This is a genomic window from Pedobacter sp. HDW13 (assembly GCF_011303555.1).
Taxonomy (GTDB): Bacteria; Bacteroidota; Bacteroidia; order Sphingobacteriales; family Sphingobacteriaceae; genus Pedobacter.
The window spans coordinates 2902147-2923382 of sequence record NZ_CP049868.1; the positions used below are offsets into that span (position 1 = coordinate 2902147).

A 21236-nucleotide genomic window follows, 5' to 3' on the forward strand; every position below is an offset into this window, starting at 1 on the left:
TAAGATCATGAAATCAATATATCGCATACTGTTTCTTTTCATCGCAATGGCAGCAGCCACAGGATGTAAAAAAACATTCGAAGAAAATTTTAATAACCCCAATCAGGCCGAGCATGTTCCGCCAAACTTATTAATTAACGGCATTTTGTACAATATGTACGAAGCCCCGTTTTCGGGCTCCGAGCGCTGGAACCAATATACCGCGGCAAATTATTTCTATTATGCCACCAACAATTACGACTGGACAGGTGCATCGTTGGATTATACTACTTTAAAAAACGTAGTTAAAATGGAAGAAGAAGCCAATCGATTAGGTGGCGAGGTAGCCAAACCTTACCTGGCGCTGGCCAAATTCTTTAAAGCTTATTTCTTTATTAAGATGAGCTTAAAGGTAGGCGATTTACCAATGACCGATGCTTTAAAAGGTTTCGCTAACCTTACCCCGAAATACGATACACAAAAGGATATCTTTAAACAATCGATCAGTTGGTTAGATCAGGCCAATACCGATTTAACTGCATTGATTGCTGCCGGAAACAAAGAGCTAAAAGGCGATATTTATCTCAAAAACGATTTGCTGGCCTGGCAGAAAGTGGTAAATACCTTTAGGTTAAGAACGTTGATTCAGTTGAGCAGCCGGGCTGATGATGCTGATTTGCAGGTAAAACAACAGTTTGCCACAATTCTGGGTAATGCTGTCAAATATCCGGTAATGGAGAGCATGGCCGATAACCTGCAATTTGTATACAACGAGAGTTTTAACAAGTACCCGAACAACAAAGATAACTTTGGTAACGATGCCCTACGTTATAACATGGCAGGTACTTATTTAAATACGCTTTCGCAATTGAAAGACCCGCGGGCTTACATGGTGGCAGAGCCTGCCAGGGGTATTGCCGAAGCCAATGGTTATGCGCTTACCGATTACCGCAATTTTGTTGGCGCCAGTACCGGCGAAGACCAGGGGGTGATGCTGGATAAGGTGCAGAAAGGTTTGTATTCATTAATTGGCCGTTACCGTTATTACAGTGGTTATACCGCCGAAAATACTTTCATTATTTCGTATCCTGAGTTATGTTTTATCAAAGCCGAAGGCATAAACCGCGGCTGGGCTACCGGCGATGCGGAAAGCTGGTATAAAAAAGGAATCCAGGCATCTATTGCTTTTTATGGTGTACACGATGGCAGCAATACGGTAACCTTTTTGAAAAAAGATGGTAAACTGGGTGAATTTGAAACCTATGCTGTTAACTTCACTTTTGAAACTGATTATTATGCTCAAACAGCTGTTAAATATGATGGCAATACGGTTAAAGGTTTAACGCAAATCCTTACGCAGAAATACCTTGCTTATTTCCGTAATTCTGGTTTCGAAGCTTACTATCAATACCGCCGAACAGGAGTGCCCGAATTTCAGGTGGGGCCAGGTATTGGTAATAGCCAGCGGATACCGAAACGTTTTCAATACCCCAACATTGAGCGTACCACCAATGGCGAAAACTTAAACCAGGCTTTGAGCCGCCAATATAATGGCGTTGATGATATTAATTTAGCTCCATGGATTGTAAAGTAATTTTAATTAACTGTTTGGTAATCAGTTTAAAATAACTAAAATGGCCTTTCGTTATTTAAGAAAGGCCATTTTGTTTAATAATATTTGAAATATTTGTTGCATAAATCATATTAAAGCGCTAATATTGCACTCCCAAAACAAACAAGCAGATATTTGCTGCAAAGCTTAAAGAAAGTTGTTTTTTGGATAGCCAGATTCCTTCTTAGCTCAGCTGGTTAGAGCATCTGACTGTTAATCAGAGGGTCGCTGGTTCGAGCCCAGCAGAGGGAGCCAGAGTGGGCAAGCACGTTTTACGGTCGCTTGCCCTTCTTTTTTTACCTTCTATCTCATTGTTAATCAGGTAGATCATTTGATGCATCGCGCTCCTCTTTGCGGTTCGATGTTGCAATTCTTCAAATGTGAATTTCTCAGGGAACATCGAACCAATAATTTTTATTTTTTTTGCATAACTTTTTGATTTACAGTAAACTGTGTGGATTTCTGCGAGTTTTTCAATTGCATCATCAAGTTATCCATTTAGTTCCTCCAGTGATATAGTATTATTGGATACTTGACCTAAACGGGACTCCATCTAGCATTCATGTAGTTAAATTTTGTATGCCCCCCGAACCAATGCGATTTCATCAGGAAAAAAATACCGGGTACGGTTTTTTACAATCAGAAATCTTTTATTCAGCCTGCTAGAAATCTTCTTGCTTCTTAGTGGTCAATAAGATAGTTCTAGAAAAACGGGGAAACTTACATTATAAATACGGGAAATTCCCCATAGTCTGCCTGCCGATAAGCCGATACATTTGATCCATACATTAAGCAAAAATCATTGTCATGAAAAATAATGTTCTGCCTAGGGCCTTAGGCCCTTAAATAGGGAAATCCAATAAAATCTGGCAACTAAAAATTTAAACAACTTAATTCAATCAAAATGAACTCTTGCTCAATTGCCTTTTCGGTGGCGCTTGCATTAATCGTCATCCTTTTTTTATCGCTTAATAGCCGGCTTCTAGCCGCCTTAAAAGACATGAGTGTCTTGACAAGCGACCAGCGTTCCTACAGCCTTGCAAAGACTACGCTGTTTTTCTGGACGGTGCTTGTCCTGCTTTCTATATGTTATTTAGGTATCGTTCTGGGCAAAGTCCCTGAGCTCAACGAAGGTGTTTTAGCCCTGCTTGGAATCGCTGCTGGCACTACAGCAACAGCAGCCACCATCGACTCTTTACAGAGTCAGGATCCAAAGATTGCACGCATCCAGGACACTTCGGAAACCGAAAATTTCTTTTTAGATATCCTTTCAGATAAAGACGGGATCAGTACTACAAGACTGCAGACCTTTATTTTCAACATCATTTACGGCTGCTATTTTATATCGGTAGTTATCAGCGATGAAAAGCTATTTCTTTTTCCCGCCAAAACACTTATGCTTCTTGGTATTAGTTCCGGTGCATATGCAGTGTTAAAAGTCACAGAAAACCGCCCTGTCACAAAATAGATCTCAGGGAGCAAAACTGATATAATTGCTCAAAGAAAAAAATAAATCAATCTAAAATCAAACACTAAACTAAAACAAGATGAAAGTTCAGAAAAAAACGAATCCGCTAGTCGAAATTCAACTGGCAGAAATGGGTCAGATCAGTTTGTCAATAGCAATAGGCAATGCACAAATCGGTGGAAACCAAGTGAAATTTACCGATTCAGACCAAATCTTCCACAAAGGAGATGTTAATAACCTGGCCCTTGGTGAGGCTGACAGTCTCCGTGGAAGAACTTTGGAGATTATCACCAATGTGCTGGACATCAACCCTGGAACCAATAACATTATCGTCACCGATTATTTTTCTGGAGGTTCGCCCGGTCAAATCGTCACCACAGATACCGTATCAAATAGCGGGGACATCTGCTCGATTACCGCAACTTATAGGTTTAAATAGAAATCACATGAAAAAGATACTCCTGTTTACATTTACCTGCCTGGCGTTTTACGCGAATGCGCAGGTCAAAATGAATGACCTCATCATTCCCGATGCGCCCGGATTAATCTTGGGAGATAAAGCCCCCTCAATGGTAAGCAAACCTTCCACACCAAGGGCATTCAGCGCAAGCTTAATGACCCTTGCTGAAGGTGGGGCGGTCGAGGTTTCACCATACTGGCTCAGTAATAAACCCAATTATACCTATAAAGATTTCATCACCGAAAAATTTCCTTTTTGCAGACACTGACTTTTTCAGTAGCCACATATAAGGAAAAAAATACTTTTGGATTTGCCCCTGGTTTACGTGTTCAGCTGCTGCGGCTTTATAGTGAGCGTAGCCGCGAAAATCTTCAAAAGAAAGCAGCGGATCTTGTGTCGCTATTGAGTCAGGGAACAACAATAAATCTGGATTCCATCAATAAAGCAAACGAGGCGCTGGATGAAGCTTCCCAGCAGGGACTCTTTGTTGTAGAGTTTGCAGCCGCAGTGCTTGGCAAATCAACAGAAGGTTACCTTAAGGATTTGGACTTTAACAAATCCGGCACCTGGTTAAATATCAAATGGCAGCCTGCAAAATTCCCGGTTGGCCTTGTCGGGCTGGCAAGATATTCATGGAAAAACAATACCTCCAGCCAGGACAGCTCAGCTTTGGATTTTGGTGCAGGCCTAAAGTTTACGAAAGCCAAATGGGATCTTTCTGCCGAGTATGTGAATAGAAGGGAAACCGGGGGCAAGCACTATGAACGACTGGCCTTCGCGGTCAACTACGCCATAAGCGAGAATATAGTTTTAACGGGTTCTGTAGGTAAAGATATATCAGGCGTCAATAACATCATTTCTTTATTGGGCTTTAAAGTTGGGCTATCAAGAAATGAAGCAAAAGATAAATAAAAATCCAGCAAAATAAATTGTCAGATCTTCGTTTAAATTTGTTAATTTAACTCACAAGCAATTGACCTAAAATTACTTACGCGAGAACCATTAATAAATACGCTCTGACAATAAATCATCTAAATCAAATTATTATGGCAAAGAAAAACAAAACCATGAAGGTTCACGGCTATGACAGTGCTCAAAACGAAGTTGAGATCACCCGCGAACAGCCATTTTCCGATGTAAGTACAGGTAAACATTACGGAATGCCTGTGACACCTGAAGCTTTCCTTAACATGATCAGGCGCTTCAAAGACCAGATGCAAAACCCGGACCCCAAAAATCCTTTTAAGGATGTACTTTGGGTAGAATTCAGTAAAGCCTCAATCTTTAGAATTCTTTCTCAGGAAGATTGCGAATACATCCGGTTTTATATGGCAATCCCTGATGAGAGTTCGGGTAAGGCCAGCCTCTCCCTGCAAGGGGTAAAAGCCGACGGGAGTACCATCAAGCGAGAAATACTGGAAAGTATCGCCCAACAGATGGAAACCGATTCCACCGCCGAAGATCAGACCTTGACCATGCAGACCGAAAATTTGCCCCCACCTGTTGAGGAAAAAGGAAATGAAGGATCAACTTTTCACGGTGATCCTGTTAAATCGCTCAATGCGTTTATCTCCAAACCTGAATGGTCGTTCCAGAACAGAAGCTTTTCGGCGTTTATTTCCGACCTTCATGATTTTCAGATAGAGAAGTTCTAGGCATGTTCCGCTTACAGTACATTTATTACCTGCTGATGCTGGCGTGCTTTATTAGAAGTCTGTTTTATATAAAGTTTTACAGGGTCAGGCTGCTGGCCCTGTTGCTGCTTATCTCCATTATAACGGAGATAATGGTAGAAATATGCATTTATAAAAAAACGAACTACTATATTTTTTACCATATTTTCAATATCTGCGAATACACTTTTATAACCCTGATCCTTTATGACTGTATACCTTATCATCCGGTTAAAAAGGCAATGCAGATATCGATACCGGTTTTTGCGACCATTTCGGTATTGATCACCCTAAACCTACAGGATGTTTTAAAGTTGCCGAGCATCAGCAACAGTATTGAAGGCCTACTGGTAATTACCTGGTGCCTGACAACTATGTGGTCCATTGAGCCCACTGACGAACGGAGCATTTTTCGACGGTCCTCCTTCTGGATTGCACTGGCCTTCTTTGTGTATTTTATCGGTACGCTTCCATTTAATGCAATATACAACTCGATGATGGCAGTAAAATCGATGAAAATAAGTACCAGGGTTAATTTTTCAATAATCAATTCCATAGGCAATTACGGATTGTATATCCTTTTGCTTATCGGTTTATCTCAATACAGATGGAAGAAATCTATTCAGCCATTATCATAATATCAATGATTATTCTGGTGCTTTCTGGAGGTATTATTTTCGCAATCATCAATTATAAGGATAAACAGTCAAGGTTTTTGCTTGAAAAACGGGCTATGGAAGAGGAGTTTTCCGGTCAGCTGCTACAGTCAAGGATAGAAGTCCAGGAAATTACTTTTGCCGCAATGTCAAAGGAACTGCATGATAATATCGGGCAGTTGTTGAGCAGTGCAAAAATGCATATTGGTTTGGCAGAAAGGGCATTCCCCCAAACCATCCCATTATTAAATGCCGCGAATGAAACAATTACAGATGCTATATCCGAACTTCGGTCACTTGCCAGATCTTTGGACAGGGAATGGCTTGAACGCTTTGATCTTTTGACAAACCTAAAGGCCGAATGCCAGCGGCTTGGATCAAGCGGAGCATTTGAAATCACTTTTATTCACCCTTCGAGAATATTAATGGCCCCTGATCGGCAGATCATACTCTTCAGGATCATACAGGAAGCCATACAAAATGCCATCCGCCATGCTAAACCAAAATACTTGTTCATCCATATCCTCACCGCTGATGACCAAGATGCTCTTAACATCAAAATCAGTGATGATGGCCCGGGTTTCACTGAACTGGAAGAAGCAGGATTGGGAATGAGTAACATGCGGCAAAGGAGCCTTTTGCTTAAAGGAAAAATAGAATGGATTAATACCGGACAAGGAACCCAGGTTAATATAGAATTACCACTAAATGACATTCCACATGAAAGTTAATATAGGATTGGTCGACGACCATTTGATTTTTTTGGAATCGCTGGCGTTTATGCTGGAGAGTTTCAAGGACTACAATATCTGCGTTAAGGCCACAAATGGAGAGGACTTGCAGCGAAAAATGAAGGGTCTTGATAATTCGCCCGACATGATGCTCATCGATGTAAATATGCCGGTAATGGACGGTATTGCGACAGCGAAGTGGATGAGGGAAAATCATCCTGTAACGAAGCTTGTGGCACTCTCGATGAACAATACTGACCAGGCAATAATTGAAATGCTCCGTGCCGGGTGCTGTTCCTATCTGCTGAAAGACACCCATCCAAATGTTTTTGAAACTGCTTTAGCTGCAATAAATAAGAGCGGTGAATTTAGCGGTGACATCAGTCATCACAAACTAAAGGCCTTGATCAGTTATAAGGAAGAGAAAAAAGAGGTATTTAGCGAAAGGGAGATTGTTTTTTTAGAACTGGCCTGCAGTGATATGACTTATAAGGAAATTGCTGCTAAAATGTTCCTCAGTGAGCGTACCATTGATGGTTATCGCGAAAAACTATTTGAAAAGCTCCAGGTCCAAAGCCGTGTTGGGATGGCGCTAGAAGCCATCAGGCGAAATATCGTTCAGCTGAAAAAGACCTAATTATGCTGTAAGCCTTGGGCATTTCACTTAAATGGGAAGTTTAAGTGCAGGTTTTACTTCTTCACCAATACCATGTTTTATTAGAACTTATTTTCCTTAGCTTTTAAGACTACGCTGAACACCTATTTATTTGATCCTTACTATAATTTTATTGAATGCAATATAGGCTTATATTTCACCTGCAAAATTTTTTCAACTATACTTCTGAGATAGTCGCCATCTTTGGATTGGTCACCAAGTGGTAAATAATAGAAATCAACCTCGCCACGGTAGTTTTTAAAAGCTTCTTTATATCTGGGGTGCCCCCAGGCATTACAGGACTCTAATAAATGCTGATATATTCTTTCGCTTAAATTTTTGCTCACCCCAATATATATACATTCCGTTTTTTGATTTTTAATAAAATAAGCATATACACCCGCAAGGTTTTTTACAGACTCAAATTTCCTTCTGATCTGTTGGTATGTAGTAACTCCATAATGTTCAAAACATTCTTCTCCATGGCAGATAGTTAGCGATTTCCATGGGCCTTCTCCAATGTTGCCAAGCATTCTTTTATCTAAAAACTCTATAAAATCTTCGTTACTGATGAGGTTCTCATGAGTGATATTGAGTTTTTCTTCCATTTTAATGTCTTTTATCCACAAGGGTCTTCGAAGCGGTAAATTCTTTTTTATTGACATCATCTCTTATACCAGTGCTCAAGTATTTGTAACGCTTTGATGCTGAAATAATCTCCAAGGTGTTAAATTATATGAATTATATGGCTTATGAAATCGTTTCCCCTGCTGAAATCAAAGGACTTTTGTGACGTTGTTATTCTCAACTAGCCATATTTCGCAGGGAAATTTTTTGTTAAGGAAATTGAAAAGTTCTTTTGCATTTTCAAACCAAGCTATATGTAGTGATTCAATTATGGCCATACTGAAAACAGGCCTCCCTTTCTCATAATAGCCTTTATAATAATAAGTAGTATCAGAGTTGCTTTCTCCAATAATCCAGAATTTCTCGGATAAGACCAACTGTAAAGGGAAACCCGTATCAGACCTACGTCGAACTATCATCTTTCTTTTTATGTAAGCACTTGAATTGTAAATATGGTTATTCGATTGACTAGTACACTATCCAATAGCTTCTGTTTGTAGGATGAATATTTCTACAATCTCCCGCTTTCATCAGCACTGCTTTTCTCATAAGTGCTTTTTTTGAAGGCTTTTCCAGATCTAAAATTGTATCTCAAAGAAAAATATAGTTTTCTCGTCTGAAATTTTGGATTCCTGGTAATTGCCTGATTGTTGTAATAACTGGTGATGTGTGGGTTGCTGCTAAAGAATATGTCTTCAAGGTTGACATTGATCGCCAACTTATTCTTTAGCGTCTTTTTTGAAATTCCTGCTGAAATATCTCCATAACCTTTTGTGATGGTATTAGCATAGATGCTGCGGGGAGTATAGTATGTGCTCAGGGACAGCGATAGTGTTTTATTGATTTCAAAATCATTGCTGTTCTGGAAAACGAATGTACCTTTTTGGATCTGATACTGATCCCCGGTTACCTGTTTAAATTGTAACAGTAGGGAGTTGTTTGTTGTCCAGAATTTTGTGATGTCGAATGGCGCTGAGAGGTTTACATTGTAAAGCCTTGTATTGCCCACATTTTCCCATGTCTGGTAGAGGATATCTGATTGATCTACAGATACAATCCTTTGAATCTGGCAACTTAGATTAGAATATAGTAGACTTAAATTATATCTGTTCTTTAATGTAAACGTCAGTTGTAGATTGTCCGCAAATGATGGTCTTAAATTGGGATTTCCTGTCGAGATGGTATTGTTGTCTACATAAAATATGTAAGGATTCAAAGTTGAGTAAGAGGGCCTGGCAATTCTCCTGTTGTAAGTGAGTGAGAGATTATAGTATTTTTTTTGGTCTAAATCCCTGCCAAAATAAATGGAGGGAAAGATGTTGAAGTATTTTCGTTGATTGTCCATTTGGTTTCCTAACGAGTGAAGTGAAGTGAGAATGTCTGTTGCCTCGCCTCTTAAGCCAAGTCTGTAATTTAGGTTTAGAAACTTTCCACTTCCTTCAATAAATCCTGCCGTGATCATTTCGTCGTACAGATAATTGAAACTGGATTTCGGATCTGTGAAAAATCCATTGCCTGTAAAAAGCTCAATAGAATTGTCGGTATTTATATATGATTTTGATATGCGGCCACCAAAATTCAGTTCATGCCCGCCTTTAAATACTTTCAGGTACTTAATATCACCGGTGTAAATTCTGGAATGGCTCGGAAAGATAAAATTGTAGAGTGTATCAGATAAAAGGTTGTTGAGGTCGTCTCTGAAAGAGCTTTCGATTTCACTGGACTCTTTTTTGCTGTTTGTTGTGAAATCGCCATTTACACTCAGCCTCGACTTTAATGAGTCGGTATATAAACGGTAGTTGATACCGAAGTTGTGGTATCCGACCTTCGATATATTGTTGAACTGGCCAGCAGATCTTACTGTATTTGTAGGTCCTGTATTTTTTATCAGCGCCTCGCTCAGACTCGATTCTTTTTCAGTTGCATAGTTGCCATTGTAATTAATACTAATGTTTTGCCTGGCATCTACATCATATGCAAGCCCTAAATTAAGGTTGGTTTGGTTCCCCCTTGTTATCCGCTCCGTTTCAGAAGAGAAGGAGGTGCCTGAAATGAGTGTCCTGAACTGTTCATCTGTGAAATACTCTTTTCTTACCTGGTAGCTATATTTAGCACTCAACTGGATTTTGTCTTTCTTTAGGTTAATATTCGCATATGGACTGGTAGAGGGGTACCGGCCCAATCCAAATGATTGCTGACCTCCAAGGTAACCTGTTATGCCATCAACTGTTGTTTTTTTTATATTGATATTGATAATTCCTCCCAAGCCTTCGGCCGAAAATTCAGAAGAGGGGGTGCCAAGAATCTCAATGTTTTTAAGCTCTCCGGCATTTATATTTGCCAGATAGTTTTTCAAGGCATTGCCCGTCATTTTCAATGGTTGCCCGTCGAGATAAATTCTTACACCGGAAACACCATTGATGAATATTTCATTGTTCATAACCTGGATCCCTGGTGCATACTGTAAGATCTGGTTAAAGTTCTTCCCTTGCAGGGCGTCATTGCCCTCTACATTGACGATCAGTTTATCATTTTTTCTGGAGATAAGTGGACGCCGACCCACTACATCAACACCATTCAGGATATTTATCTTTTCTTGAAGCAAGAATACGTATAGGCTGTCTGTTGTATTTTTGAAAGAGAACCTGCCCTTGTAGGTAAATGTTGAGGTATGGGAGATTTCAATTAGGAAATAGTCGGCCGGACCTAGATTATCTATGGTAAAAAGTCCGTTTTTGTCCGACGTCCTGGTAACTGTAGGATTTGTCGAGTTTGTTGGAGAGAATATCTTTATGTAGGCATCGGCTAATGCTATGGATTTTCCGGTTTCAACTTTCCCCTTGAAAACTTTGCTTTGGGCAAATGCTTTGATATCGAGGAATAGCAGGATAAGTAAAAAGACTTTTAAAAATTTTAAGGCGGATATAGTCATTAGTTCAAAGTTCATTCATGTCAAAGTCCCTGCATAAATAGTAATATTCTGGGATAGATATGTCGTAAATCTTTTATTAAACGATAAAGTATCCTGTCTCTTTGATCAGGTATGCTAATCCATCAACCCGATGGAACGTCGTAGTTTAAGCAGGAAAAGTGTCTTATTTTACCGTAATGAGCGGGCCCGCCCTGCATTTGTGTTTGAAAAGCAAAAAACGAGTACAAATCCACAAACATTTATTACCATCTTATATCCCTATAGCGGTAATACTGCCCCTGCAATCTTGGTAAAAGAAAATGCAGGCAACGATTTCGCTGGCGGGCATTTAAATCTGAGCCTTACAATTAACAGTAAGGTAAAACAGATAAAAGCAAATTTGAAATAGTGTACCATAATAAGGTTTTTCTTCATTAATACAGAACTTAAGCCTAAGCCTATCCATAGAGCAGCCACCACATCTGGTGGTTGCTCTTATTGGTGCATACCTCCGGATTTTAGCACCAGATCTTTTCAATTATTCCAGCCCAATTACTTTCGCTTAGCTATTGAAAAAATAGTTACCAGACATCATTTTTGATCAATTAAAACGCACCTCGTTTTTCAATTCCAAGATCTCTTACATGGTCAATTCAAATATTTTCCTCTTTGTAGTCTTACGTTTACGGCTAGAAAAACAAATTGTAAACGGTCCGGAAACAATGCTATTCATCTTTTTTTTCTGTAAACACCTACTCAAAACAGGTTGTGCGTTGTTGTTATATTATTGATAATCAATACGTTGATTGCCTTAAGTATATGTGCGTATTTATAAATTTCTTTATCTTTTTTCATAACTATTTCTTTGTAGTAGGAAAATAAAGCGATTTATTTTTCAAAAACCGTCCCCTCCCCAACATCCCATAAGTAGTTAACTGTCGAGCGCACGGTTCGGCTATTTTATGTAATGCTGAAACTACAAAAGATAGAATTTTTTAAAGCCGTAGGTCATTAATCTATGGTGCGCAAACAATAACAAATAATAAATGAAAAAACGCTTACTCCTCGGCTTAGGTTTATCATTAAGCTTTTACAGTGCGCTGGCTCAGCAAAAAATTACCGACGGTTCAATTACAGATAAAAAACTGCCCAATAAAGACGCAATATTCGAACTGGAAAGTTCAAATAAAGGCTTACTTCATACCAGGGTGGCACTAAAAACCACTACCGATGCATTTCCACTATCGGCACATGTAGCTGGTATGATGGTTTATAACACTGCAACCAGTAACGATGTTGTTCCGGGGATTTATTATAACGATGGAACGAAATGGAATTTGGTTAAAGGATCGAAAGGAGATGCAGGCTCGATTCTGGTCGAAACCCAGCCCGATAAAGATGGGGTGCCTGGCAAACCAGGTGAGCCCGGTGGGCCGGGCGCAGGCGTTACCATTGTAATTAACCGCAGTGGTACCTGGGTATATAACCCAACTACTAATACCTGGACAAATATTAAAGGACCAAAAGGGGATAAAGGAGATGCTGGCACAGTAGGCATTCAGGGTATGTCTGGCACAAGCGGAACTCCGGGTACTCCGGGTTCTGGTACTGCCGGTGCACCTGGTGCAGGCGTTACCATTGTAACTAACGATAGTGGTACCTGGGTTTATAACCCAACTACAAATACCTGGACAAATATTAAAGGACCAAAAGGGGATAAAGGAGATGCTGGCGCAGTAGGCGTTCAGGGTATGCCTGGCACAAGCGGAACACCGGGCACACCGGGTTCTGGCACTGCCGGAGCACCAGGTACAGGTGTTACCATTGTAACCAACGATAGCGGCACCTGGGTGTATAATCCAACAACAAATACCTGGATCAATATTAATGGACCAAAGGGAGATAAAGGCGATGCGGGTGTAGTAGGCGTTCAGGGTATGCCTGGCACAAGCGGAACTCCGGGTACACCGGGTTCTGGTACTGCCGGTGCACCTGGAGCAGGTGTTACCATTGTAACCAACGATAGCGGCACCTGGGTGTATAATCCAACCACGAATACCTGGACAAATATTAACGGACCGAAAGGAGATAAAGGCGAGAAGGGCGATGCGGGTGTAGTAGGCATTCAGGGTATGCCTGGCACAAGCGGAACACCGGGTACGCCGGGTTCTGGCACTGCCGGAGCACCTGGTACAGGTGTTACCATTGTAACCAACGATAGTGGCACCTGGGTGTATAATCCAACAACAAATACCTGGACGAATATTAACGGACCAAAAGGAGATAAAGGCGATGCGGGTGTAGTAGGCATTCAGGGTATGCCTGGCACAAGCGGAACACCGGGTACGCCGGGTTCTGGCACTGCCGGTGCACCTGGTACAGGTGTTACCATTGTAACCAACGATAGTGGCACCTGGGTGTATAATCCAACAACAAATACCTGGACGAATATTAACGGACCAAAAGGAGATAAAGGCGATGCGGGTGTAGTAGGCATTCAGGGTATGCCTGGCACAAGCGGAACACCGGGTACGCCGGGTTCTGGCACTGCCGGTGCACCTGGTACAGGTGTTACCATTGTAACCAACGATAGCGGCACCTGGGTGTATAACCCAAGCACAAATACCTGGACGAATATTAACGGACCAAAAGGAGATAAAGGCGATGCAGGTGTAGTAGGCGTTCAGGGTATGCCTGGCACAAGCGGAACTCCGGGCACACCGGGTTCTGGTACTGCCGGTGCACCTGGTGCAGGTGTTACCATTGTAACCAACGATAGCGGCACATGGGTGTATAACCCAAGCACAAATACCTGGACGAATATTAACGGACCAAAAGGAGATAAAGGCGATGCGGGTGTAGTAGGCGTTCAGGGTATGCCTGGTACAAGCGGAACACCGGGTACCCCGGGTTCTGGCACTGCCGGTGCACCTGGTACAGGTGTTACCATTGTAACCAACGATAGTGGCACATGGGTGTATAACCCAAGCACAAATACCTGGACGAATATTAACGGACCAAAAGGGGATAAAGGCGATGCGGGTGTAGTAGGCGTTCAGGGTATGCCTGGCACAAGCGGAACTCCGGGTACACCGGGTTCTGGTACTGCCGGTGCACCTGGAGCAGGTGTTACCATTGTAACCAACGATAGCGGCACATGGGTGTATAATCCAAGCACAAATACCTGGACGAATATTAACGGACCAAAAGGAGATAAAGGCGATGCGGGTGTAGTAGGCGTTCAGGGTATGCCTGGTACAAGCGGAACACCGGGTACCCCGGGTTCTGGTACTGCCGGTGCACCTGGAGCAGGTGTTACCATTGTAACCAACGATAGTGGCACATGGGTGTATAACCCAAGCACAAATACCTGGACGAATATTAACGGACCAAAAGGAGATAAAGGCGATGCGGGTGTAGTAGGCGTTCAGGGTATGCCTGGTACAAGCGGAACACCGGGTACCCCGGGTTCTGGCACTGCCGGTGCACCTGGTACAGGTGTTACCATTGTAACCAACGATAGCGGCACATGGGTGTATAACCCAAGCACAAATACCTGGACGAATATTAACGGACCAAAAGGGGATAAAGGTGATGCAGGCGTTGCCGGTAAATCTGTAACCTTAACCAACAATACCGATGGTACCACAACTATTACCGATGGATCAGGCGGAACGGTAACGATTAAAAATGGTAAAGACGGTGTAAACGGAACAAATGGTGTAGACGGTAAATCTGTAACCTTAACCAACAATACTGATGGTACAACAACCATTACCGATGGATCAGGCGGAACGGTAACAATTAAAAATGGTAAGGACGGTATAAACGGAACGAATGGTGTAGATGGAAAATCTGTAACCTTAACCAACAATATTGATGGTACCACAACTATTACCGATGGATCAGGCGGAACGGTAACGATTAAAAATGGTAAAGACGGTGTAAACGGAACTAACGGAACAAATGGTGTAGACGGTAAATCTGTAACCTTAACCAACAATACTGATGGTACAACAACCATTACTGATGGATCAGGAGGAACGGTAACGATTAAAAATGGTAAGGACGGTGTAAACGGGACAAATGGTGTAGACGGTAAATCTGTAACCTTAACCAACAATACTGATGGTACAACAACCATTACCGATGGATCAGGGGGGACGGTAACAATTAAGAACGGTAAGGATGGAGTTGATGGAGCAACTGGTCCGCAAGGTCTGGTAGGAGCTACAGGTGCACAAGGTTTGAAAGGTGATAAAGGAGATATTGGAGCAACAGGCGCTATAGGTGCTACTGGTGCAACAGGTGCAATTGGCCCACAAGGTACTGCAGGAGCCGCAGGTGCACAAGGTTTGAAAGGTGATAAAGGAGATACTGGAGCGGCTGGCGCAGTAGGTGCTACTGGTGCAACAGGTGCAATTGGCCCACAAGGTACTGCAGGAGCCGCAGGTGCACAAGGTTTGAAAGGTGATAAAGGAGATACTGGAGCGGCTGGCGCAGTAGGTGCTACTGGTGCAACAGGTGCAATTGGCCCACAAGGTACTGCAGGAGCTACAGGTGCACAAGGTTTGAAAGGTGATAAAGGAGATACTGGAGCGGCTGGTGCAGTGGGTGCTACTGGTGCAACAGGTGCAATTGGCCCGCAAGGTACTGCAGGAGCCACAGGTGCCCAGGGTTTGAAAGGTGATAAGGGAGATACTGGAGCGGCTGGCGCTGTAGGTGCTACTGGCGCAACAGGTGCTGTTGGTCCGCAAGGCCCGGTAGGAGCCACAGGTGCTCAGGGTTTACAAGGTGATAAGGGAGATACTGGAGCGGCTGGCGCAGTAGGTGCTACTGGTGCAACAGGCGCAATTGGTCCGCAAGGCCCGGTAGGAGCCACAGGTGCTCAGGGTTTACAAGGTGATAAGGGAGATACTGGAGCGGCTGGCGCAGTAGGTGCTACTGGTGCAACAGGCGCAATTGGTCCGCAAGGCCCTGCAGGAGCCACAGGTGCTCAGGGTTTAAAAGGTGATAAAGGAGATACTGGAGCGGCTGGTGCAACAGGTGCAATTGGCCCACAAGGTACTGCAGGAGCCGCAGGTGCACAAGGTTTAAAAGGTGATAAAGGAGATACTGGAGCGGCTGGTGCAGTGGGTGCTACTGGTGCTACTGGTGCAACAGGTGCAATTGGTCCGCAAGGCCCTGCAGGAGCCACAGGTGCCCAGGGTTTGAAAGGTGATAAGGGAGATACTGGAGCGGCTGGCGCTGTAGGTGCTACTGGCGCAACAGGTGCTGTTGGTCCGCAAGGCCCGGTAGGAGCCACAGGTGCTCAGGGTTTAAAAGGTGATAAAGGAGATACTGGAGCGGCTGGTGCAACAGGTGCAATTGGCCCACAAGGTACTGCAGGAGCCGCAGGTGCACAAGGTTTAAAAGGTGATAAAGGAGATACTGGAGCGGCTGGTGCAGTGGGTGCTACTGGTGCAACAGGTGCAATTGGCCCGCAAGGCCCTGCAGGAGCCACAGGTGCCCAGGGTTTGAAAGGTGATAAGGGAGATACTGGAGCGGCTGGCGCTGTAGGTGCTACTGGCGCAACAGGTGCTGTTGGTCCGCAAGGCCCGGTAGGAGCCACAGGAGCCCAGGGTTTGAAGGGAGATAAAGGAGATATCGGAGCAACAGGTGCACAAGGTACTGCAGGAGCTGTGGGTGCAACAGGTCCTCAAGGCCCTATTGGTCTAACCGGCGCTACTGGTCCTGCTGGGGTAGCTGGTGCGCAAGGCTCTCAGGGACCGGTTGGAGCTACAGGCGCGCAAGGCCCTGCAGGTACCAATGGCGTAGGAGGTGTTTCGCAAGCTGGTACTGGAATCAGTATTACGGGCGCAGGAACTGCAGCTAGTCCTTATATTATCAATAACACTATAATTGATACTGATAATCAAGCCATTACTGCTTTTAGCTTAAATGCAGCCACAAAAATATTAACACTTACTTTGCAAAGAGGAAATACAATGACGGTAGATCTTTCTACATTGGCACCTGCAAGTACTGCTGATAATGGTTTAAATAAATCAAGCACTACCAATACCCAATTGGGAGGGCCGTTAACCGGAGCAACTACGATCACTACTACTGCTGCAAATACATTGGCCATTCCAGGTTTGCAAACTGGCGCTGAAACGGACAAAGTAGTAACGGTTACCTCAACAGGTGTTTTACAAGCCTTAAAGGGTGCATTGCCCAAGTTCTTTTATGCCCCTTCTGTAGTGGTGCCTACGCACGACTCGAACGGGGTTCCATTGGTAGGGAATCAGACTTTGGATATTTATAGCAAGTATTCGCAGCAATTTGGTTTCTCTGGTGGAATTGGCCAGGCCAGAAGCAACTCTTCTTCTACGCTGCCGGTATTGCCAGCAAGCGAATTGGATTATTTCGTTACCTATTTCGATAATACGGTATTCAATACTGTAACGGTTTCTGCTGCTGGTGTAATTACTTATACTGTTAAACCAACAGCAGTAGCAACAGAAGCTTCGTTCATGAACATTGTATTTAAAGTTAAATAGCATGAATAGGATAAAGAGAATGTGCAATAGGTTATTTAATTTAAAACAATTGGGCAAAATAGTTACACTGAGCTTAACACTTTGTTTGTTCTTCTGGAATAAACAAAGTGCACAGGCACAGAGTTCTTATGGAGATTTTCCTTATGCCCAATCTTTTACCTCAGGTACCAAACCTTCCGAAGTATCTACTCCAACCGGAGCGGGAACTAACGATGTGGCATTTACCACTAATGGTTTACGTTTAACACGTGCTGCCAACAGCCTTTTCGGTGCTATTTTTATAAATAACAGACAGTTTTCTTCTAAAAACGGAGTTAAAATTGCATTTGAGTTTGGAATGTACGGTGGAAACGGAGCAGATGGTATTTCAATGTTTCTATTTGATGCAGCAGTAACTAATCCGGTTATTGGCGCTCCCGGTGGTGATTTGGGTTATAATTTTGCCCGTGCTAATGATTCTTGGGCAGCAAATCGTAAAGCTGGTCTTACCGGTGCTTATTTAGGCGTAGGTATAGATGCTTTTGGGAACTTTAAAACTAAGCAGTTTCAAACTGATAAAAGATGGAATGGAGTAAGCCTGGCTGGTTCAAGTCATGTTACCTTAAGGGCAGCTGCCGGACCAGTGATTAACAATACCGGTCAAGGTCAGGGTTTTACAGGTTATCCGGTAATGATTACCCAATCAACTTTGGCAGTACCGACAGGTAATGGAGGTGCTATTTTAAATCAAACTGGCGGAGGTTATACCTTTTCTACGGGACCATCAACAGGTTTCGACCTTAAAACAACAGGCCTGGGTGCCACAACAGCTGATGCCGATTATAGAAAGGCATTTATAGATTTAGTTCCTAATAATGACCTTTTAGGCAACAATAATGGGTTTTATATAACAGTTAAGATCCAACATGGGAGCACCATTACTACGGTGATTGATAATTACCTCTACCGTACTTCTTTTACCTATACCGAAAATGCCAATGCAGCCGGTAATACCGATTATAATACCAATAGTAATACTGGTGCTGATACACAGCGAACCTTATCTGCTACTGTTCCCGATTTTTTACGCATCGGTTTTGCTGCCAGTACAGGTGGTTTAAACAATATCCATCTGATCAAAAACTTAACGGTTACCTTGCCCTATGCGGCTGAAGCAGCAGATGATTTGGGTGCTACTTGTAGAAATATACCAGTAGTTGTTGATCCTTATGCCAATGATATAGCTTATGCTGGTCTCATACTTTTATCGCCAGTGCCAACTGCATCGAAGGATAATATTGATGCCAGCCAATTCAGGTTTTTGAACAGCGATGGTACTACTGCAACCAACCCTTTCTCGGTAACCAATAACCAAGGTACGTTTACCTACAATGCTACAACAAAGAAAGTGACCTTTACCCCAGCTGTAGGCTTTATCGGTACGGCATCCATCAACTATAGTATTAAAGGGATAACGGTTCCAGTTGTGGGTGGTCCTTATGGCGATGAGGCTTATCGTTCTCAGAATGCCACGATTACGGTTAGGGTTTCCAAATGCCAGGTCATCACCAACCCCATGTTGCCTTCAGGTAACGAATAACCGCTGAAGCGATAATTCATTCAACATGAAAATAAAAACATTACAAATATTAATTATTATCCTGCTGCTTTTACTGGGCTACCAAATAGAGGTTCAGGCGCAAACAGGGGCAGGGAGTAGTACTGTTGATAATTCGACTGTTTATATTGCAGCCGGAACAACCGAGCTTCGTTTCTCTGAGGAAACTTATTTTGGGCCTGATGCCGACTGGACTATCGACGGCACGCTGACCATTTACAGTAAAAATGTATGGATTGCCCCCGGTGCAAAATTTAGCGGTAAAGGGAAGATTATCATTTACAATCCGGGCGATAATCCTTTTTACACCGATATGCCATCGGGTCCAACACAGATTGATGGCAACAATGGTAATTTCATTAACCTCATTATCGAACACCACAATACAAGCAACATTGTTTTAGCCAATGTTACCGATCCGGGATACAATACCAAAAATCCGGTTGGAGCAGATGGGGCTACACTAAACATTGCCGGAACATTAGATATGGCTGCTAACGGAGCCGACATTATATTAAACGGTAATAATTTAGTTTTCAATGCTAGCGGTAAAATCAGTAATTACAGCATGTCGCGGATGGTGGTTACCGAAAACAGTTTAACCGGCCATATGGTTAAAGATATTAACGCCAATGCTGCATTTGTATTTCCGATAGGCATTGCAGAAGGCGATTATACACCCGCAACATTAACGCCCAAAATACCAACACGGATTTTTGCCAGTGTTCAGAATTATAATGCCGACAATAATATACCCGGCACCGATATGATAAAAGGGATGGATAGAACCTGGAATTTATATGCTGCTACTCCGACTACTGCAACCGTTACTTTACAGCACAATACCATTACCAATGGCTCGGGTTTTATTGATGCAAAGGCTTCCATTACCCAGTATTTAGGCTTTGGTAAATGGGATGTAAGCGCAACAACCAACCCTGCTCAGGGTGTTCATACCCGCAGTAACGTAAGCATAGCGGGCGATATGCTGGCCAATGGAGCCTTTTTTACCAAGCACTCGCTCGATGGTACTAATTTAATTATTCCCAACCTGTTTACGCCAAATGGCGATGGCAATAACGATACCTTCGAAATCCGCGGACTCGAATTTTTTGATGCGAATGATCTCGTTATCGTAAACCGCTGGGGAAATGAAGTGTATAAAGCAAGTAACTATCAAAATAACTGGACCGGTGAAGGCCTTAATGAGGGCACGTATTATTACGTACTGAGGGTTAAAGCAGATGCATCTGCTGCATGGCAGGTGTATAAAGGATACATCACATTAATCAGGGCATTTAGAAGATAATTGGTTGAGGTTCGATTGCCTTAAACCGATGTATGTACATCATCACCATGAAAAAAATACTCACCATAACAGCCTTAATTTTATTGACTAAGCTTTCTTCTGCACAGCAGGATGCACAGTTTAGCCAGTACATGTTTAATGGCATTTACATTAACCCTGCCTATGCAGGTTACCGCGAACAGTTAAACGTACATGCTTTTTATCGCAACCAGTGGACAGGGTTAACGGGTTCGCCAAAAACCATGTCGGTAGCGGTTGATGCCATTGCCAATAACGGAAATGTCGGGCTGGCCCTGCAACTCTCTGGCGATAGGCTTGGTGCACAAAGAAACCAGTCTGTTTATGCCAATTATGCCTATCGCATTCGTTTAAATGCCGATGGAACTTCGAGGCTGGCCCTGGGTTTGGGTGTAGGGGCAGTTCAGTTAGGAATTGATGGCGCAATGCTTAACCCCAACGATTTTGAAGTTTACCAGCCTACTGGCATGGAAAGCACCATTGTGCCCGATGCCCGTGCCGGTGTTTACTTCGCTAACGACCAGTTATATGCCGGTATTAGTGCCGATAACCTCGTTTCGCAGTATATAGATATTGATCGCTATGCCTTTATTCCGCAACCCAAACCACATTATTACCTTACTGCAGGCATGCTCATTCCCTTATCGCAGGATATCCTGTTAAAACCTTCTTTTTTATTGAAAGACGACCGTGGAGGACCAAGCAGCATAGATTTGAATGCCTTTGTAATTTTAAACGAAAAGCTCTGGTTGGGAGGATCGTACCGCACGGGAATTAAGCTGTACAATAAAGACTATCTGCAAAAAGATTTAAGCAAAATGAATTCGGCAGTGGCAGCAGTACAACTGTTTCCAACCAACAACCTGAGGATTGGTTATGCCTACGATTTTTCTATTGGTGCCCTGCAGCAATATAGCGGCGGAACACATGAAATATCAATCAGCTATTTTTTCAATAAAAAGAACATGCGCATGTTAACCCCAAGAATTTTTTAAGCC

General features: G+C 42.9%; 16 protein-coding genes and 1 tRNA gene. 14 read left to right on the forward strand and 3 right to left on the reverse strand.

From position 1 onward, the window contains the following. The first annotated feature begins 7 nt into the window (after window positions 1-7). From G7074_RS12435 to G7074_RS12465, 7 genes are all read left to right on the forward strand, one after another. A complete protein-coding gene (locus tag G7074_RS12435) occupies window positions 8-1573 on the forward strand; it encodes a SusD/RagB family nutrient-binding outer membrane lipoprotein (RefSeq protein ID WP_124562212.1) in 1566 nt (521 codons plus the stop codon). Window positions 1574-1769: 196 nt separating this feature from the next. Beyond that, window positions 1770-1846 (forward strand) — tRNA-Asn (locus G7074_RS12440). A 649-nt stretch (window positions 1847-2495) separates the two neighbouring features. Next, window positions 2496-3059 (forward strand): hypothetical protein, encoded by a 564-nt coding sequence (locus tag G7074_RS12445; RefSeq protein WP_124562210.1) that lies wholly within the window; start codon window positions 2496-2498, stop codon window positions 3057-3059. A gap of 79 nt (window positions 3060-3138) precedes the next feature. Beyond that, the gene (locus G7074_RS12450; RefSeq protein WP_166208632.1) at window positions 3139-3498 is read left to right on the forward strand and encodes a hypothetical protein; all 360 of its coding nucleotides are present in this window, start codon (window positions 3139-3141) and stop codon (window positions 3496-3498) included. Between the two features lie 7 nt (window positions 3499-3505). Further along, on the forward strand, window positions 3506-3787 hold the full coding sequence (locus G7074_RS12455; protein WP_166208635.1) for a hypothetical protein: 282 nt from the start codon (window positions 3506-3508) through the stop codon (window positions 3785-3787). Further along, window positions 3775-4431 (forward strand): hypothetical protein, encoded by a 657-nt coding sequence (locus G7074_RS12460; protein WP_166208638.1) that lies wholly within the window; start codon window positions 3775-3777, stop codon window positions 4429-4431. The genes G7074_RS12455 and G7074_RS12460 overlap by 13 nt, the downstream gene beginning before the upstream one ends. Window positions 4432-4565: 134 nt before the next feature. Next, window positions 4566-5174, forward strand: a complete 609-nt coding sequence (locus G7074_RS12465) for a hypothetical protein (protein ID WP_124562207.1) — start codon at window positions 4566-4568, stop codon at window positions 5172-5174. 241 nt (window positions 5175-5415) lie between these two features. Here G7074_RS12465 and G7074_RS12470 read toward each other — a convergent pair whose 3' ends face one another. After that, the gene (locus tag G7074_RS12470) at window positions 5416-5748 is read right to left on the reverse strand and encodes a hypothetical protein (protein ID WP_124562206.1); all 333 of its coding nucleotides are present in this window, start codon (window positions 5746-5748) and stop codon (window positions 5416-5418) included. A 51-nt stretch (window positions 5749-5799) separates the two neighbouring features. On the opposite strand from G7074_RS12470, the gene G7074_RS12475 reads away from it, so the two are divergent. Both G7074_RS12475 and G7074_RS12480 read left to right on the forward strand, forming a co-directional pair. Beyond that, window positions 5800-6579 carry a sensor histidine kinase gene (locus G7074_RS12475; protein WP_124562205.1) on the forward strand — a complete coding sequence of 260 codons (780 nt, stop codon included), beginning with the start codon at window positions 5800-5802 and terminating at the stop codon, window positions 6577-6579. Further along, a complete protein-coding gene (locus G7074_RS12480; RefSeq protein WP_199748420.1) occupies window positions 6569-7216 on the forward strand; it encodes a response regulator transcription factor in 648 nt (215 codons plus the stop codon). Before G7074_RS12475 ends, G7074_RS12480 begins: the two co-directional genes overlap by 11 nt. A gap of 140 nt (window positions 7217-7356) precedes the next feature. Here G7074_RS12480 and G7074_RS12485 read toward each other — a convergent pair whose 3' ends face one another. Continuing rightward, window positions 7357-7842, reverse strand: a complete 486-nt coding sequence (locus G7074_RS12485; RefSeq protein ID WP_166208640.1) for a GIY-YIG nuclease family protein — start codon at window positions 7840-7842, stop codon at window positions 7357-7359. A gap of 530 nt (window positions 7843-8372) precedes the next feature. Then, entirely contained in the window at window positions 8373-10808 is a 2436-nt protein-coding gene (locus G7074_RS12490; protein ID WP_166208643.1) for an outer membrane beta-barrel protein, read from the reverse strand. Window positions 10809-10923: 115 nt separating this feature from the next. Here G7074_RS12490 and G7074_RS12495 point away from each other — a divergent pair, with 115 nt between their 5' ends. The 5 genes from G7074_RS12495 to G7074_RS12520 all read left to right on the forward strand — a co-directional run bounded on the left by G7074_RS12495 (window position 10924) and on the right by G7074_RS12520 (window position 21233). Further along, a complete protein-coding gene (locus G7074_RS12495; RefSeq protein ID WP_166208647.1) occupies window positions 10924-11181 on the forward strand; it encodes a hypothetical protein in 258 nt (85 codons plus the stop codon). A gap of 637 nt (window positions 11182-11818) precedes the next feature. Next, entirely contained in the window at window positions 11819-17314 is a 5496-nt protein-coding gene (locus G7074_RS26595; RefSeq protein ID WP_205944187.1) for a collagen-like protein, read from the forward strand. Between the two features lie 49 nt (window positions 17315-17363). Continuing rightward, window positions 17364-18893 (forward strand): hypothetical protein, encoded by a 1530-nt coding sequence (locus G7074_RS12510; protein ID WP_166208650.1) that lies wholly within the window; start codon window positions 17364-17366, stop codon window positions 18891-18893. A 25-nt stretch (window positions 18894-18918) separates the two neighbouring features. Continuing rightward, on the forward strand, window positions 18919-20220 hold the full coding sequence (locus tag G7074_RS27200; protein ID WP_233603970.1) for a gliding motility-associated C-terminal domain-containing protein: 1302 nt from the start codon (window positions 18919-18921) through the stop codon (window positions 20218-20220). 47 nt (window positions 20221-20267) lie between these two features. After that, on the forward strand, window positions 20268-21233 hold the full coding sequence (locus G7074_RS12520; protein ID WP_124562120.1) for a type IX secretion system membrane protein PorP/SprF: 966 nt from the start codon (window positions 20268-20270) through the stop codon (window positions 21231-21233). Window positions 21234-21236 lie beyond the last annotated feature (3 nt).